Source organism: Promicromonospora xylanilytica (assembly GCF_054782895.1).
On sequence record NZ_BAAGRP010000073.1, the window covers coordinates 1 to 17,080 of the forward strand.

General features: G+C 72.3%; 11 protein-coding genes. 7 read left to right on the plus strand and 4 right to left on the minus strand.

Annotated features, from left to right (window positions below):
• Nucleotides 1-195: 195 nt before the first annotated feature.
• Nucleotides 196-1,635: an APC family permease gene (locus ACYVK7_RS22010; RefSeq protein ID WP_460889860.1), complete on the minus strand. Its 1,440-nt coding sequence runs from the start codon at nt 1,633-1,635 to the stop codon at nt 196-198.
• 241 nt (nt 1,636-1,876) lie between these two features.
• Here ACYVK7_RS22010 and ACYVK7_RS22015 point away from each other — a divergent pair, with 241 nt between their 5' ends.
• Genes ACYVK7_RS22015 through rhaS form a run of 4 tightly spaced genes read left to right on the plus strand, consistent with a single transcriptional unit; the run spans nt 1,877 to nt 6,496 of the window.
• Nucleotides 1,877-3,403 carry a sugar ABC transporter ATP-binding protein gene (locus tag ACYVK7_RS22015; RefSeq protein WP_460889861.1) on the plus strand — a complete coding sequence of 509 codons (1,527 nt, stop codon included), beginning with the start codon at nt 1,877-1,879 and terminating at the stop codon, nt 3,401-3,403.
• On the plus strand, nt 3,400-4,479 hold the full coding sequence (locus ACYVK7_RS22020) for an ABC transporter permease (protein WP_460889862.1): 1,080 nt from the start codon (nt 3,400-3,402) through the stop codon (nt 4,477-4,479). Before ACYVK7_RS22015 ends, ACYVK7_RS22020 begins: the two co-directional genes overlap by 4 nt.
• Nucleotides 4,476-5,471 carry an ABC transporter permease gene (locus tag ACYVK7_RS22025; RefSeq protein ID WP_460889863.1) on the plus strand — a complete coding sequence of 332 codons (996 nt, stop codon included), beginning with the start codon at nt 4,476-4,478 and terminating at the stop codon, nt 5,469-5,471. Before ACYVK7_RS22020 ends, ACYVK7_RS22025 begins: the two co-directional genes overlap by 4 nt.
• A gap of 11 nt (nt 5,472-5,482) precedes the next feature.
• Nucleotides 5,483-6,496 (plus strand): rhamnose ABC transporter substrate-binding protein, encoded by a 1,014-nt coding sequence (rhaS, locus tag ACYVK7_RS22030; protein WP_460889864.1) that lies wholly within the window; start codon nt 5,483-5,485, stop codon nt 6,494-6,496.
• Between the two features lie 119 nt (nt 6,497-6,615).
• Here rhaS and ACYVK7_RS22035 read toward each other — a convergent pair whose 3' ends face one another.
• Entirely contained in the window at nt 6,616-8,730 is a 2,115-nt protein-coding gene (locus ACYVK7_RS22035) for an acyltransferase family protein (RefSeq protein WP_460889865.1), read from the minus strand.
• A 202-nt stretch (nt 8,731-8,932) separates the two neighbouring features.
• Here ACYVK7_RS22035 and rhaI point away from each other — a divergent pair, with 202 nt between their 5' ends.
• From rhaI to ACYVK7_RS22050, 3 genes are read left to right on the plus strand one after another with little or no spacing between them, the layout of a single operon-like run.
• On the plus strand, nt 8,933-10,132 hold the full coding sequence (rhaI, locus tag ACYVK7_RS22040; protein WP_460889866.1) for an L-rhamnose isomerase: 1,200 nt from the start codon (nt 8,933-8,935) through the stop codon (nt 10,130-10,132).
• Between the two features lie 49 nt (nt 10,133-10,181).
• Entirely contained in the window at nt 10,182-12,278 is a 2,097-nt protein-coding gene (locus ACYVK7_RS22045; RefSeq protein ID WP_460889867.1) for a bifunctional aldolase/short-chain dehydrogenase, read from the plus strand.
• Nucleotides 12,275-13,783 (plus strand): rhamnulokinase, encoded by a 1,509-nt coding sequence (locus tag ACYVK7_RS22050; protein ID WP_460889868.1) that lies wholly within the window; start codon nt 12,275-12,277, stop codon nt 13,781-13,783. The genes ACYVK7_RS22045 and ACYVK7_RS22050 overlap by 4 nt, the downstream gene beginning before the upstream one ends.
• 23 nt (nt 13,784-13,806) lie before the next feature.
• On the opposite strand, the gene ACYVK7_RS22055 is transcribed toward ACYVK7_RS22050, so the two are convergent.
• Both ACYVK7_RS22055 and ACYVK7_RS22060 read right to left on the minus strand, forming a co-directional pair.
• Nucleotides 13,807-14,991 carry a substrate-binding domain-containing protein gene (locus tag ACYVK7_RS22055; protein ID WP_460889869.1) on the minus strand — a complete coding sequence of 395 codons (1,185 nt, stop codon included), beginning with the start codon at nt 14,989-14,991 and terminating at the stop codon, nt 13,807-13,809.
• Complete coding sequence (locus ACYVK7_RS22060) at nt 14,988-16,910, minus strand: heparinase II/III domain-containing protein (protein WP_460889870.1); 1,923 nt, start codon at nt 16,908-16,910, stop codon at nt 14,988-14,990. Before ACYVK7_RS22060 ends, ACYVK7_RS22055 begins: the two co-directional genes overlap by 4 nt.
• Nucleotides 16,911-17,080: the final 170 nt, after the last annotated feature.

Here is a 17,080-nt window from a genome sequence, read left to right on the forward strand (position 1 = left end):
GGGCCAACCCGGCCGAAGCCCTCAACCGCCTACTGTTGACCCAACAAGCAACCGGTGCAACGACCACGTGAGACCACCTAGTCACTTGGCGAGGTAGTCACTTGGCGAAGTAGTCACTTGGCGAAGTAGTCGTCTGGCGAGGTAGTCGCGTACGTGACTACCTCGCCAGACGACTACCTCGCGGTTGGCAGGGTGCTAGTTGACGCCGCCCTCGCGTTCGCTGAGCGCGCCCGGGTCCTTGATCTCAGTGGGCTCGGGGCGGTTGAACGCCCAGGTGACGAACCACAGCACCACCCCGATGAGCAGCAGCCAGCCCGCGATCTGGTACTGGAGCGGGTCGCGCCCGGTCCACGGTCCGACGAAGAACGCGCAGAGCAGCGCGCCGAGGATCGGCAGCACGGTGGGGGCCACGAAGTGCCTGCGCTCCACGATGTTGCTCCGCAGCTTGAGCACCGCGACGTTGACGATGGTGAACACCGCGAGCAGCAGCAGCGACGTGGTGCCACCGAGCGCCGCGATCACGCCGGACTCCTCCTGCAGCGTCACGAGCACGATGAGCCCCAGCGCGATGAAGGTGGTGAACATGATCGCCGCGGTGGGTGTCCGGCGCCGCGGGGAGACCCGCCCGAGGAACGGCGGCAGTACCTTCTGCTTGGCCATGCCGTACAGGAGGCGGGACGCCATCAGCATGTTGATCAGCGCCGAGTTGGCGACGGCGAAGATCGTGATGAACGGGAAGATGCTGCCGATGGGGAAGCCTGGCAGGGCCCGCTCGACCACCAGCGTGAGCGGGGTCTCGCTCTCGCCGAGCTCGCCCACGGGAACGATCGCCACGGTGAAGATGGCGACCAGCACGTAGATGACGCCGGTGATCCCGATGCCGGTGATCATCATGCGCGGGAAGTTCTTCACCGGGTCGTGCGTCTCCTCAGCCATGTTGACGGCGTCCTCGAACCCGACCATCGCGAAGAACGCGAGCGACGTCGCGGCGGTCACCGCGAGGAACGCGTTCTTGTCGCCGGGGCTCTCGAACACCATCACCCGGCTGAAGTCGGCCTGTCCGCCGAAGGCCGCGAAGAGGCCGACCAGGATGATGAACAGGAGGCCGGAGAGCTCGACGATCGTGAGCACGATGTTGGCCTTCACCGACTCGCCGACGCCACGCAGGTTCACCGCGGCGACCAGCGCCATGAAGACCAGCGCGACGGCGACGACGGTCCAGGTGCTCGGCTCGTCGAACCCGAACCCCACGAGCAGGTTGGAACCCACCGCGCGGGCGGCGGTGGACGCCGACGTGATGCCGGAGCACATCACGGTGAAGCACACGATGAACGTGAGGAAGTGGATGCCGAACGCCTTGTGCGTGTACAGGGCGGCGCCCGCCGCCCGCGGGTACTTGGTCACCAGCTCCAGGTAGGAGAACGCGGTGATCAGTGCGATGAGGAAGGCGACGATGAACGGCGCCCACGCCGCACCGCCGACCTCGGCGGCCACCTGCCCGGTGAGGGCGTACACGCCGGTGCCGAGAATGTCGCCGACGATGAAGAGCAGGAGCAGCTTGGGCCCCATCACCCGCTTGAGCTCCGTGGGCTCCTCGCCGAGCGCCGCGTGCTCCCCGGCAGCTGGTTGGGTCATCTCCGGTCACCTCCGTCCGAGGCGGCACGTCCTCGGGCCGCCTCCCAGTGCTGTGGGCAGTGATCACCCCTGATCGTTCAAGAGTCGCGTAAGCGGCACGGCACGGCAACGGACTCGCCGTAAGTTCTTGACGCTCTGACCTGCTGGGTCTATCTTCCGAAGTATCGGTTTGAACGATTCAACCCCGATGCGAGACAGACCGTGGTCAACGCCGACCGCCCGCACAGCTCGACGGAGAGACATGCCGAACGCCGCACCGACGCTGCGCCTCGAGGGCGTCGCCAAGTCCTTCGGGCCTGTGGCGGCCCTCAGGAGCGGCACCCTGGTGGTCCAGCCGGGCAGCATCCACGCCCTCGTCGGAGAGAACGGCGCCGGCAAGTCCACGCTGGTCAAGGTCGTGGGCGGCGTGCACCGCAGGGACGCGGGCGTCGTCGAGCTCGACGGCGAGCCCGTCGACTTCGCCGGACCCGCGGAGGCCAAGGCCGCCGGCGTCGCCGTCATCCACCAGGAGCCCGTGAGCTTTCCCGACCTCACCGTCACCGAGAACATCTTTCTCGGCCGCGAGCCGCTCGGCCGGTTCCGCCGGATCGACCGGCGAGCCATGCGCGAGGGGGCTCGCGACCTGTTCCGTGACCTCGGCGTCGACCTCGACCCGGACCGCCCCGCCGAGGGCCTGTCCATCGCCGACCAGCAGATCGTCGAGATCGCCAAGGCGATCTCCCTGGACGCCCGCCTGCTGGTCATGGACGAACCGACGGCCGCACTGAGCGCCGTCGAGGTGCGCAGGCTGTTCGCCGTCGCCCGCGGGTTGCGCGACGCCGGCCGCGCCGTCGTCTTCATCTCGCACCGCCTCGACGAGGTGGCCGACCTCTGCGACACCGTCACCGTCATGCGCGACGGCGAGCACGTCTCGACCGACGCCGTCGCCGACGTGACGCCCGACGAGCTCGTGCGCCGCATGGTGGGCCGCGACGTGGCCGAGCTCTACCCCAAGGTCGCGAGCACGCCCGGCGACGTGGTGCTCCGGGTCGAGGGACTGGAGTCGACAGGCACCTTCCACGACGTGTCCTTCGACGTGCGCGCCGGCGAGATCGTCGGCCTGGCGGGCCTCGTGGGCGCGGGGCGCAGCGAGATCGCCCGCGCCGTGTTCGGCGTCGACCGGTACGACGCCGGGCGGGTGACCGTCGGCGGACGGCCCCTACCGCCGGGCGACCCGGCGGCGGCCATCACGGCAGGCCTCGCCCTGGTCCCGGAGGACCGGCGGCTGCAGGGGCTCGTCACCCAGTCGTCGGTGGTCCGCAACGTGAGCGCCGTCGCCCGGCGGCGCCTGGCGCGCCTCGGCATCCTCCTGCCCGACACCGAGGCGCGGCTCGCGCGTGACTGGTCCGGCCGCCTCGCGGTGAAGGCCGGAGCGCTGGACGCGCTCGCCACCACCATGAGCGGCGGCAACCAGCAGAAGGTGGTGCTGGCGAAGTGGCTGGCCACCGGACCCAAGGTGCTCATGGTGGACGAGCCGACCCGCGGTATCGACGTCGGCACCAAGGCCGAGGTGCACCGGCTGCTGTCCACCCTGGCCGCCGATGGCCTGGCCGTCCTCATGATCTCGTCCGAGCTGCCGGAGGTGCTGGGCATGGCCGATCGCGTGCTCGTGATCCGCGAGGGACGCGTCGCCGCCGAGCTGGGCAGAGCCGAGGCGACGCCGGAGGCCGTCATGCGCGCGGCGACGCCGGGCGCCTCCGCCGACCAGGCCTCGGGGGGTGCGGCATGAGGAGCCTGCTCCGCCGTCGCGAGGCCGGCATAGCCCTCGCCCTCCTGATCGTGATCGGTGTGACGACCGCCGTGCAGCCCGGCTTCCTGCTCAGCGCGAACGGCTGGCGCGACCTGCTGCTCACCCCCGCGATCCTCGTGGTGCTCGCGGTCGGCCAGGCCGTGGTGGTCATCACGCGCAACGTGGACCTGTCCGTCGGCTCGGTGCTGGGCCTCACGGCGTACCTGACGGGCCGCCTGTTCATCGCCGCGCCGGATCTGCCAATCATCGTCGTGGCCCTCGTCGCCGTCGCGGCCGGCGCGGTGCTCGGCCTGGTCAACGGCACGATCGTGGCGTTCGCCCGCGTACCCGCCCTGGTCATCACGCTGGGGACGCTGTACGTGTACCGCGGGGTGACCCTCACATGGGCGGGCAGCGACCGGATCGACGCGGGCGACATGCCGCGCGCCTTCCTCGGCCTCGGCACGCGGCAGGTGCTCGGCGTGCCCGTGCTCACCATCGTGGCCGCGATCGTGCTCGCGGCCGTCGGCTACTACCTGTACACCTCGCGCGGCGGCCGGCAGCTGTACGCCATCGGGTCCGACCCCGACGCGGCGGCCCTCCAGGGCCTGCCCGTCCGCCGCCGGCTGCTCGGGGCGTTCGCCCTGGGCGGCGCCCTCGCGGGGCTCGCCGGCGTCATGTTCGCCGCCCGGTACGGCACGGTGTCCTCCGGCGCGGGAACCGGTATGGAGCTGCAGGTGGTCGGCGCCGTCGTGGTCGGCGGCGTCGCGATCTTCGGTGGCAGCGGCACCGTGGCCGGTGCGGCACTCGGCGCGATGCTGCTGCTCACCATCAACCGGGCGCTGCCCGTCGTGGGCATCCCCGACTTCTGGCAGCGCGCCGTGGTGGGCGCGCTCATCATCGGCGCGATCGCGCTCGACCGCGTCCTCGCGAACCGCCGTTCGCGGCGCCTGGCAGCCGCCCGGGACGCGGACCCGCCGCCCGGCGCCGGCCCGCCACCTGGTGCAGGCGGCCCGCCCGGCGGCGCCCGGCCGTCCGGGGCAGGCCCCCACCACCGTGCGGAGGCGACACCATGAGGACCCACGCCCGCCCGCTGTGGCAGCGCGCACTGCTCACCCGCGAGATGCTCACCATCGGGATCCTCGTCGTGGCCTGGATCGTCGCCGCCTCGACGGTGCAGGGTTTCGACGGCCCGCTCACCATCACCTACCTGGTGCTCGACGTCGCCCCCGTGCTGCTCATCGCCCTGCCCATGACGCTGATCATCGCCACCGGCGAGATCGACCTGTCCGTCGCGTCGGTGGTCGGGCTGTCCAGCGTCACCTTCGGGCTGATGTACCAGGCGGGGTTCGGCCTCTGGTCGGCACTGCTGCTGTCCGTGCTGATCGGCGCGGTGTGCGGCGCCGTCAACGGCGCGCTGGTCGCCTACGGGGGCCTGCCGTCCCTCGCGGTCACCATCGGCTCGCTCGCGCTGTACCGCGGTCTCGCCGTCGGCCTGCTCGGCACCACCGCGGTCACCGGCTTCCCCGAGGCGTGGACCGACGGCGCCACGGAGAACCTGGGCGAGTCGCCCTACCCGGTCGTCACCCTCGGGCTCCTCGCGCTCGTCGCGGTCTTCGCGGTGCTGCTGCACGCGACCCCCTTCGGCCGGAACGTGCTCGACATCGGCCGCAGCAGCGAGGCTGCCCGGTTCTCCGGTGTCGACGTCAAGCGGACCCTGCTGATCCTGTTCGTGCTGTCCGGGGCGGTGTCGGCGCTCGCGGGCGTCTACTACACGCTCCGCTACGGCAGCGCGCGCGGCGACAACGCGACCGGTATGGAGCTGCAGGTGGTCGCGGCCGTGCTGCTGGGCGGGGTGTCGATCTTCGGCGGCCGCGGCGCCGTCCACGGCGTGGTCGCGGGCGTCCTGCTCATCGGCGTGCTCGGCAGCGCGCTGCGTCTGGAGGGCGTCACGGTCAACGTCATCAACATCGTGATCGGCACGGCCCTGGTTGTTTCCGTGGTCGCCCCGCGCATCGCGGGCGGCCTGAGAGTCCGGCGGCGGAGCGCCGCCAGGCAACGAACGTAGGGAGACGGACGATGAAGTTCACATCTGTGCTCGCGGCCGGTACGGCCGCGGTGCTGGCTCTTGGGTTGACGGCCTGCGGGTCGAGCGACGAGGGAGGCGGCGGTGGTGACGGCGACGTCACGATCACCGTGCTGCCCAAGAACCTGGGCAACCCGTACTTCGAGGCGTCGACGGCGGGCGCGCAGGAGGCCGCGGAGGAGCTCGGCGTCGCCGTGGAGGAGGTCGGGCCCGACACCGCGTCGCCCGACGCCCAGGTGCCGTTCATCAACACCGCCGCGCAGCAGGGAGTCGGCGCGCTCGTCGTGTCGGCGAACGACCCGACGGCGATCGGCGACGCGCTGGAGGAGGCGCGCTCCGCCGGCACCAAGGTGGTCACGTTCGACTCGGACACCGAACCGCAGTTCCGCGACCTCTTCGTGAACCAGGCCTCGCCGGAGGGCATTGCGGACAAGCAGCTCGAGCTGGTCGCGGACCAGATCGGCGGCGAGGGCGAGATCGCCATCCTGTCGGCGTCGGCCAACGCGACCAACCAGAACGCCTGGATCGCGCTCATGGAGGAGAAGCTCGCGTCCGACTACCCGGACATCGAGCTCGTGGAGACCGTCTACGGCGACGACGACGACCAGACGTCGTTCGACAAGACCGCCGCGCTGCTGCAGTCGCACCCGGACCTCAAGGGGATCGTGTCGCCCACGACCGTCGGTATCGCCGCAGCCGCGCGCTACGTGTCGACCTCGGAGTACAAGGGCAAGGTGGCCGTGACCGGCCTGGGCACGCCCAACCAGATGCGCGAGTACGTCGAGGACGGCACTGTCGAGGCATTCGCGCTCTGGAACCCGACCGACCTCGGCTACCTGGCGACCCAGGCCGCCGCGGCCCTGGCCGCCGGCGACATCACGGGCGAGGAGGGTGAGACCTTCGAGGCGGGGCGCCTGGGCGAGTTCACGGTGGGCGCGGACGGCGAGGTGCTGCTGGGCGACCCGTACGTCTTCGACGAGGCCAACATCGAGGACTTCGACTTCTGACACCCAGGCACCCCAGGCATCCCAGGCATCCCAGGCTGAGGATGGTCGGTAGAACGTCAGGTGGTCGGCACCCCGGGGTGCCGATCACCTGACGTTCTGCCGACCACCCGAGAGACCCGTCAGTCTGCGGGCCGGAGGAGCCATCCGGCGTCGCGGCGGAGCAAGGTGTCCAGGTATCCGGTGACCGTCCGGACGTAGGTGGCCGATATGTGGTCGTCGTCCCGGTACACCAGCACGTTGCCGACGACGGCGGGGCAGTCGTCGGCCGTGCAGAGCGCGTCGGTGAGATCGAGCGGCACCAGGGAGTCTGGGATCCCCGGTGTGGTCGTGAGCGGGTCCCTGGCCCCGAGGCCGTCGGCGCGCGCCCGGCCGCACTCCGGGTCCGCACCGTGCTCGGCGACGCAGTCCACCGGGTCGGTCGGGAAGCGCATGTTGTCGCGGAGCGCGAGCACCGGGACGCCCTGGGCGTCGAGCCGCTGCCACGCGGCGAGCTGCCCGGGCAGGATGCGCTCGGCCACGCCGGACGCCACGCCGGTCTCCGTGCCGTCGACCACCACCGCGTCGGGCGCGAGCTCGTCGAGCACCCCCACCAGGCTCTCGTTCCACGGAAGGCACGAGGGGAACCCCTGTACCTCCCCGGCGGGGTCCTGCATGCGGCAGCCCTGCTTGGCGATGAGCACCAGGCGCCAGTCGTTCTCCCGGGCGATCTTCTCGAAGGCCGGCACCCACTGCATGACGTGGGACGCACCCACCATGGCGACCGTCCGCGTCGGTGTCCCGGGTGAGTGGATGTCGCAGCTCAGCACCTCGACGCCGTTCGGCATCTCGCGGCCATGACCCTGCACGCAACCGGGCTCCACCTGGGACTCCGGCAGGTCCTGGGCCGCGACCACCGGGTCGGGGCGGAGAGTCGCGTCGTCGGGTGTCGCCCCCTCGGTCAGGACGAGGGCACCGGGGTACCGCTCTGACGGGACGGGAGCGTCCAGCGCGGCCAGGTCGGCCGCCTGCTGGCGCTCCAAGGCGCTCACCCAGGCGCCCGTCGGCACCGCGACCAGCGCGACGGCGAGCACGGCCGCGACCAGGGCCGGCCGGTCGCCCCTGCGCTCCCGGAACGCCTGCGTCCCGCGGGCGACGGTGAGATCGGTGAGCCACGCGAGCAGCACGGAGACCACGAGGATCACGGCCGCGCCGCGAATACCGATCTGAGTGCGGTCACGCAGGTTCAGGTAGGCGATCAGCAGGGGCCAGTGCCAGATGTAGAGACTGTAGGAGCGGTCGGCGACCCACGTGAGGGGGCGCCGGCCGAGGAAGCGCATGAGCCGGGTCGGCGTGCCGGTCGCGCGGTCGCCGCCCGAGCCGAACATCACGAACAGCGTGCCCAGCACCGGCCACAGCGCCGGCGGTCCCGGGAACAGCGAACCGCCGTCGAGCACGAAACCGCAGGCGACGACCAGTGCGAGCCCGGCCCAGGCGAGCACCGGGCGTGCCGGGTCGGGCACTCGCACCCACCGGCCCAGCAGAAAGGCGAGCGCGCCGGCGCCGAGCTCCCAGAACCGCGCGCCGGAATGGAAGTACGCGACAGCCTGGTCGGCCGCGGCGAGCTGCGCCGCGAAGACGAAGGACCACACCGTCGCCCCGGCGGTGACCACGGTCAGCGCCGGACGGGCGGAGAACCGGAACCGGCGGGCGGCCCAGGCCGTCAGGAGGATCACGAGCGGCCACGCGACGAAGAACTGCGCCTGGACCGACAGGGACCAGAAGTGCTGGACCGGGCTCGTGCCCGGCCCGGCGGCACCGTAGGCGAGCTGGCCGGAGATCATCTCCCAGTTCACCCAGTAGGTGGCGGTCGCGAAGATCTCCCGGAGCGTCTGCAGCCACGTGTTCTCGGACGCCGTCAGCACCATGAGCAGAGTGGTGGCGGCCAGCACCACCAGGGCGGGCGGCGCGAGGCGTACGAAGGTGCGGCCCCAGTACGCCGCAGGGTCGAGCGCCCGCCGCTCGGCCCGGCGCAGGAGCGTCGCCGTGGCGAGGTAGCCGGACACGACGAGAAAGACGTCGACGCCGCCGGAGACCCTGCCGTGCCCGAACAGGTGGAACAGCACCACGAGGGCCAGCGCGAGCCCCCGCAGTCCGTGCAGCTCCGGCACCCAGCTCGACCGGGCGCTCGCGTTCGACGTACCGGCGGCCGGGGCGACCGGGTGGGGGTGGCGGGGCGGCGGGGACAGCACGGACATGGAGGACTCCATCGCGGGGCCCAGGGCGGGCCAGTATTCCGATCGGGTTAGCCGGATAAGGCTACCTCCGCCTGGGCGACGCGCGTCGCGGCCCTTGCGGCGGCGCGTCGTGGCGGGGTTGACCAGCGCTGCGCTGCCGCATAGGCTCCGAATGAATCGATTCACGGGCGCTCGAGGACGAGCGGGCCAATCATGCGTGAGGATGCGCGAAGAGGAAGGATCACCCGTGACGGGCACGGATCAGATCGCGGCGGTCAAGGCCGCGCTCAAGCAACAGACCATCGAGCTCCCGTCGTGGGCGTTCGGCAACTCAGGCACCCGGTTCAAGGTCTTCGGGCAGCCGGGCGTGCCGCGAGACCCGTTCGAGAAGCTGGCCGACGCCGCCCAGGTGCACCGGTACACCGGCGTCGCTCCCCGCGTCAGCCTGCACATCCCCTGGGACCTCGTCGACGACTTCGAGGCACTCGCCCGGCACGCCGAGGACCTGGGCGTGCGGATCGGCATGATCAACTCGAACGTCTTCCAGGACGACGACTTCATGCTCGGCTCGCTCGCGCACCCGGACCCCCGGGTCCGGGCCAAGGCCGTGGACCACCACAAGCAGTGCATCGACGTCATGCGGGCCACGGGCTCCAAGGACCTCAAGGTCTGGCTCTCCGACGGTCTCAACTATCCCGGCCAGGACTCGATCCGCGCGCGCCAGGACCGGATCGCCGAGTCCCTGAGCGAGATCTACGCGGCGCTCGACGACGACCAGCACATGGTGCTCGAGTACAAGTTCTTCGAGCCCGCCTTCTACGTCACCGACGTACCGGACTGGGGCACGTCGCTGCTGCACGTCATGGCCCTGGGTGACCGGGCGAAGGTCGTCCTCGACACCGGCCACCACGCTCCCGGCACCAACATCGAGTTCATCGTCGCGCAGCTCCTGCGCCAGGGCCGGCTCGGCGCCTTCGACTTCAACAGCCGTTTCTACGCCGACGACGACCTGATGGTCGGTGCCGCGGACCCCTTCCAGCTCTTCCGGATCATGCACGAGATCGTCTCCGCCGGCGCCCACGCGCCGGACAGCGGGGTCAACTTCATGCTGGACCAGTGCCACAACATCGAGCCGAAGATCCCGGCCCAGATCCGGTCGGTCATGAACGTCCAGGAGGCCACGGCGAAGGCCCTGCTCGTCGACGTCGAGGCGCTGACGGCGGCCCAGCTCTCCGGTGACGTGCTCGGCGCGCACGCCGTGCTCATGGACGCGTACGACACCGACGTCCGCCCGCTCGTCGCGCAGGTGCGCGCGGAGACGGGCCTCGACCCCGACCCGACCACCGCCTTCGCGGCGTCCGGCTACGCCGAGACGATCGCCGCCGAACGTGTCGGGGGCGCACAGGCCGGGTGGGGCGCGTGAGCACATCACCCGCAGGCCACGACCGAACCGAGACGGAAGCAGCAGCCCCATGACGAACCAGACCGCCGACGCGACCCAGAACCCGACGGTCACCGCGCTCGTCGCCCGCTCGAACCGGCTGGGCGCCGACCCGAGGAACACCAACTACGCCGGCGGGAACACGTCGGCCAAGGGCACCGCCACCGACCCCGTGACGGGGGAGCCCGTCGAGCTGCTGTGGGTCAAGGGCTCCGGCGGAGACCTCGGCACGCTCCAGCCCCAGGGCCTGGCCGTGCTGCGGCTGGACCGGATGCGCGCGCTCGTCGACGTGTACCCCGGCCTGGACCGCGAGGACGAGATGGTCGCCGCGTTCGACTACTGCCTGCACGGGAAGGGCGGCGCTGCGCCGTCGATCGACACGGCGATGCACGGCCTGGTCGACGCCGCCCACGTGGACCACCTGCACCCCGACTCCGGTATCGCCGTGGCCGCAGCGGCGGACGGCGAGGCGCTCACCCGGGAGATCTTCGGCTCCGACGTCGTGTGGGTGCCGTGGCGCCGCCCCGGGTTCCAGCTGGGCCTGGACATCGCCGCGATCAAGGCGGCGAACCCGCAGGCCATCGGCTGCATCCTGGGTGGACACGGGATCACCGCGTGGGGCGACACCTCGGCCGAGGCCGAGGAGCGGTCGCTCGGGATCATCCGGCGGGCCGAGGCGTTCATCGAGTCGCGGACGGCGGCCCTCGCGGCCGACGGCGCGCACCCGTTCGGCCCTGTCCGTGCCGGGTACGAGCCCCTGCCCGAGGCCGAACGGCGAGACCGGGCCGCGGCACTCGCCCCGGTGGTCCGCGGCATCGCGTCGGCCGACGCGCCGCAGGTGGGGCACTTCACCGACTCCGACGTCGTGCTGGACTTCCTGGCGCGCGAGCGGCTGCTGCCCCTGGCCGAGCTCGGCACGTCGTGCCCCGACCACTTCCTCCGCACCAAGGTGAAGCCGCTGGTGGTGGACGTGCCGACATCGGCGACGGTGGAGGAGACCGTGACCGCGCTGCGTGCCGCGCACGCCGCCTACCGCGCGGACTATGCCGCGTACTACGAGCGGGGCGCCGCGGCGACGCGGGCGCGCGGCGAGGAACCGCCCGCGATGCGTGGGGCGGACCCGGCGATCGTGCTGGTCCCGGGCGTCGGCATGTTCTCGTACGGGCGGAACAAGCAGACGGCGCGCGTGGCCGGCGAGTTCTACGTGAACGCGATCAACGTGATGCGTGGCGCGGAGACCGTCTCCACGTACGCGCCCATCGCGGAGGACGAGAAGTTCCGCATCGAGTACTGGGCCCTCGAGGAGGCGAAGCTGCAGCGCATGCCCGCGCCCAAGCCGCTGGCGACGCGGGTCGCTCTGGTGACCGGGGCGGCGTCCGGCATCGGCAAGGCGATCGCGACGCGGCTGGCGGCCGAGGGCGCATGCGTGGTCGTGGCGGACCTGGACACCGCCAAGGCCACCGCGGCGGCGGCCGAGCTGGGCTCCGCGGACGTCGCCATCGGTGTGGCCATGGACGTGTCGTCCGAGGTGGCCGTGCAGGCGGGGATCCGCGACGCGGTGCTGGCGTTCGGCGGTGTGGACCTCGTGGTGAACAACGCGGGGCTGTCCCTGTCGCGGTCCCTGTTCGACACCACCGAGGCCGACTGGGACCTGCAGCACAACGTCATGGCCAAGGGCTCGTTCCTGGTCTCACGTGAGGCGGCGCGGGTGCTGGTGGACCAGGGCCTTGGCGGCGACATCGTCTACATCTCCTCCAAGAACTCGGTGTTCGCCGGACCGAACAACATCGCCTACTCCGCGACCAAGGCCGACCAGGCGCACCAGGTGCGGCTGCTCGCCGCGGAGCTGGGCGAGCACGGCATCCGCGTGAACGGCGTGAACCCGGACGGCGTGGTGCGCGGGTCGGGGATCTTCGCGTCCGGCTGGGGCGCCAACCGTGCGGCCGTGTACGGGGTGCCGGAGGAGAAGCTCGGCGAGTTCTACGCGCAGCGCACGCTGCTCAAGCGTGAGGTGCTGCCCGAGAACGTGGCGTCAGCAGTGTTCGCGCTGTGCACCTCCGACTTCTCGCACACGACGGGCCTGCACGTGCCCGTCGACGCGGGCGTGTCGGCGGCGTTCCTCCGGTGAGCACGCTCGGGGCGTCCGGGTTCGTCGCCGTCGACCTCGGCGCCACGAGCGGGCGGGTGATGCTCGGGGTGGTGGACCGCGGGAAGGTCGAGCTCGTCGAGTGCGGACGGTTCGGCAACGGGCCCCGGCAGCACGCGGACGGTGGGCTGCGGTGGGACGTGGGCGCGCTGTGGCGCGGGATCCTCGACGGGCTGCGGTCCGCCGGTGACGTGGCGCGCGAGCGACGCGTCCACCTCCGCGGGATCGGCGTGGACTCGTGGGCCGTCGACTTCGGGCTGCTCGACGCCGAGGGGCAGCTCGTGGCCGACCCGTACTGCTACCGCGACCCGCGCACCGACGGCGTCGCCGACGACGTCTACCGACGGATCCCGTTCGGGGACCACTACGCGGTCAACGGGCTGCAGCACCTGCCGTTCACCACGGAGTTCCAGCTGGTGGCGGCGGCGTCGGCGGGTCTGGAGGGCTCGGCCGGTGCTGGCGAGTGGGCACGGGCACGGCAGCTGTTGCTGGTTCCCGACCTCGTCACGTACTGGCTCACGGGCCGCCGGGTCGCCGAGGTGACGAACGCGTCCACCACGGGGCTGCTCGACGCACGGACACGCACCTGGTCGGCCGAGCTGCTGGACCGGCTGGGTGCGCTGTACCCCGGGCTCGCCCGGCTCCGGGAGCTGCTGCCGGAACTGGTCGAGCCGGGGACCGCCGTCGGGCAGCTGCTGCCCGAGGTGCGGGAGGCGACCGGCCTCGGCGAGGTGCCGGTGCTCGCGGTCGCCTCGCACGACACGGCCTCCGCCGTGGCCGCGAGCCCGCTGGGTCGCGCGTCGGCGTACATCTCGTCGGGCACGTGGTCGCTCGTCGGGCTGGAGCTGCCCGCGCCGGTGCTCACCGAGGAGAGCCGCGCGGCGAACTTCACCAACGAGCTCGGGCTCGACGGCACCGTGCGGTACCTGCGTAACGTCATGGGCCTGTGGGTGCTCGACGAGTGCGTCCGCGCCTGGTCCGCCGACGACGGCACGCCCGTCGACCTGCCGGCCCTCCTGGCGGCCGCCGCCGCGGATCCCGGCGGGCGCTGCCTGATCGACGTCGACGGCGCCGAGTTCCTGGCCCCCGGCGACATGCCCCGACGCGTGTCCGATGCGGTCGCGCGGCTCGGGGTGGACCTTCCGCAGGACCCGCTCGCCATGCGGCCCGTCCTGGTCCGCGTGATCCTCGACAGTCTCGCCGCCGCCTCGGCGCGGGCGATCGGGGAGGCGGCGATGCTGGCCGGTGTGGTCGTGGACACCGTGCACGTGGTCGGTGGCGGTTCGCGGAACGAGCTGTTGTGCCGGCTCACCGCCCAGGCGGCGGGGCTGCCCGTGGTCGCAGGCCCGGTCGAGGCGACGGCGCTCGGGAACGTGCTGGTCCAGGCGCGTGCTGTCGGCGCGGTGTCGGGCGACCTGGCGGCGCTCCGTTCCGTCGTCCGCGCGAGCACCGGCCTCCGGCATCACGCACCGGAACCGGGGGCGTAGCGTGCCTCATCGTGCGGACTCGTTCAGGCGCGAGACCCGCTCGACGCCCGCACGATGAGGCGTGGGCTCAGCTCGATGCGGTGCACGGGACGCTCGACCCCGGTGACGGCGTCACCGCCCTCGCCGTCCCGTGCGGCGGCGTCGTCCGACCGGATCGCGGTCAGCCGCCGCAGCAGAAGCTCCAGGGCACCTGCGCCGATCGCGGCCTTGGGCGGTCGCACCGCGGTGAGCGGGGGATCGGCCAGCCCGGCGACCTCGTCGTCATAGGCGACCACGGCGAGGTCCGCCGGCACACGCACGCCGCGCTCCTGCGCCTGCTCCACCAGCGAGATCGCCTCCCGGTCCGAGTGGACCAGGAGCGCGCTCGCCCCGGCCTCCGCGCACCGGTCCAGCACGGAGGCGGCCTCGTCGGACCACCCGGCGTCGGACAGCGGCACCGTCTCCAGGTCGAGCACGACCTCGAGCCCCAGCTCGTCCGCCACCGCGAGGAATCCGCGCCGGACCGCGGCCGACGTCGGGCTGGTCCGCGACGTCACGAGACCCACCCGCCGGTGCCCGCGCTCCGCGATGTGCCGCGTGGCCATCCCGGAGCCGAGCGCATGGTCGGTGGCCACCGACTCCAGCGGCTCGCGGTACGGTCCGGTCGCCAGCCGCCGTTCCATCAGCACCACCGGGAGGCTCAGGCCGGCCAGCCACTCGCCGAGCTCGGCGGCCTCGGGGCCGTCCACCGGCGGTGCCACGAGCAGGCCGTCGACGCCCGGGGCGCCGTCGTCCCCGACGAGCGCGGCGACCTGTCGCCGCACCTGGTCCACGTCGTACGACGCCCCGCGCAGGATCAGCCGGGCCGCCCCGTGCTCGGCATCCCGTGCGCCGCGGATCACCTCGGGCCAGTAGTAGTCGATCGACGGCACGACCATGCCGATGGTGAGCTGGTCGGAGCTGCCCGCGGACGGCGGCTCAGGCTGGTAGACGCCGGCGCCGGCACTGGTGCGCGCACCGAGGCCGTTGGTGCGGGCCGGGATCCGTGCGCCGCCGTGCACCTTCTCCAGCGTGCCCTCGGCGACGAGCAGGGCGAGGTCGCGCCGCACGGTCACAGGCGTCACGCCGAGCACGCGCGACAGATCGCTCACCCGAGCCGACCCGGTCTCGCGTACCCGCGCGATGAGGCGCGCCCGTCGCTCGCTGGGCAGCGGCGCTTCCTCCGTCATACAACCTCCTGCGATCCGGACCCGGTGGGTCTCATGGTTACCCGAAATGTGCCAGATGGCGCCTCTGCGCGCGCCGTGAGCCGCAACCGGGTCAGATGTTCGCCCCAGACGACCGTCAGCTCGGGGTCGTCCAGCTCACGCACGTCGAGCTCGGCATCGGCTGCTGCCGCATCCCAGGTCAGGACCAGTGCGCGGGCCGACGGCGCAGCGGCGTCCGGGGTGAACCGGACCGTCGCACGGCCCGCCGCGAGCGTGACGTCCCCGGCGAGCAGCCAGTGCCACGCGGTCGGCTCGTCGGCGGGCGCCCGCTCGTCGGTGGGCGCCCGCTCGTCGGCGGGCGCCGGAGCGCTCGCGGTCGAGAAGACCCACGAGTCCTCGACCGTCACCTCCTCGGCCCCCGGATCCAGACCGACCGCACGCCACCAGTGCTCGAGCCCGTCCACCGGATAGGCCCCGCCGAGATCCAGCCGGGCTCGCCAGGCGCCAGCGGGCGACTCGTCGTCCGCGGCCGACACCTCGAAGGCACGTGCGCCGAACTGCTCGCCCGGTGCCTGCTCGACCCCGCGCACCCGCGGGACGTTGTGCCAGTCGCCGCGGACCACCCACTGCGCGTACCGGTCCGGTCCGAAGGTGCCGGCGCGGTAGGTCGGCTTGCCCGCGTCGACCACGACGGGCGTTCCGTCGAGCGCCACGATCACCGAGCCGACGTCCACGTGGTTGTGGTTCTCGCCGTTGTGCCCGCCCTTCACCGACACCGCGAGCCCGCGCTCCGTGCCGGCGCGCGACCGGGCCACGGCCACGCCTGTCGACGGGAAGGCGGCGGTCGGCACCAGGGGCGCGGAGGCGGTCGAGGCGTCGGACCAGGCCCGGTCCGACAGCATCCGGACCGCGCGCGGCAGGGACGATCGCTCGTCGAACAGCCCGCCTTGGCGCCCGCGGTAGGACGCCGCGTGCCGCGCGGCGTGGCCGTCGCCCACGCGCAGCGCCCAGGCGTGCACGACGTTCCACGGCCAGGTCGCGAGCGGCCGCGCGGCGCCGTCGGCGACGTTGACGTACCAGTCGCCGCCGAGGTGCATGGAGTGCGGAAAGGCGACCGTCGCGCGGATCCGGTCGAGTGCCTCCTGCGCCGGCTCGATGCCCGCGAACCCGAGCAGGTCCTGCGCCTCGAGCGCACGCGCGGCCCCCTGCCACCAGTAGTGGTAGCCCTCGTCGACGCCTCCGTCGGCGGGCAGCGAGGCCCAGTAGGCGGCGATCCCGTCCGCGACGAGCGCGGCGACGGCCCGGCGCCGGTCCGGGTCCTCCTCGAGCGCGAGGCCGGCGGCGAGCACGTTGCCCTGGATCCACGGGCTCCAGTTCATGATCGGGTGGTCGACCCCGAGCCACCACCAGTCACGGCGGTCGGTGAACGGTCCGAGGACCCGCGCCTGCGCCTCCTGCCGGATGCGCCACCGCACGCCGGGCGCTCGCTCGTCGAGGGCCGGGCCGAGCAGGTGGTCGATCCAGGCGAGCTGTGCGGCGACCTCGCCGGCCCCGAGGTCGAGGTAGGGCTCGGTGACGGTGGGGGTGATCCTGCCGAAGCGGTCGAACGTGTCGTCGTGCGCGGCCCAGCACCACGTCGACTGCTCGCACAGCAGCAGCACGCCGTCGACCACCTCGTCGACACGGTCGGGGCGCGGGTCGAGCAGTGCCGCGAGGGTGGCGCGGGTGAGTCGTGCGTGACGTGCGGCGACGTGCGCCTCGTAGACGGTGCGGTCACCGTCCCGGAAGAACCGGGCGTACTGCGAGGCCAGGGGCTGCGGCCAGGGGGTGCCGCGCTCGCCGTCGGCCACCGCGAGGGCCGACGCGCACGCCGCGGTCACCTGGACCGACGTCCAGAAGCTGCGGTCGGTGACGTCGGGCGCCGGCAGCCGTGCCGTCATGTGCTCTCCATCGAACTCGAAGCGGTGTGATCGAAAATGATCGTAGTGGAACTTTTCGAGAAGAGCCAGGGGGTTGCCAACCGGGTGCTACGTGGGCTTCAATGGGCCATCGTCCGATCGTAGTTGATCGGAACTGTTCGTCTAGGTGATCAGGCGAACGTGGACTCGAT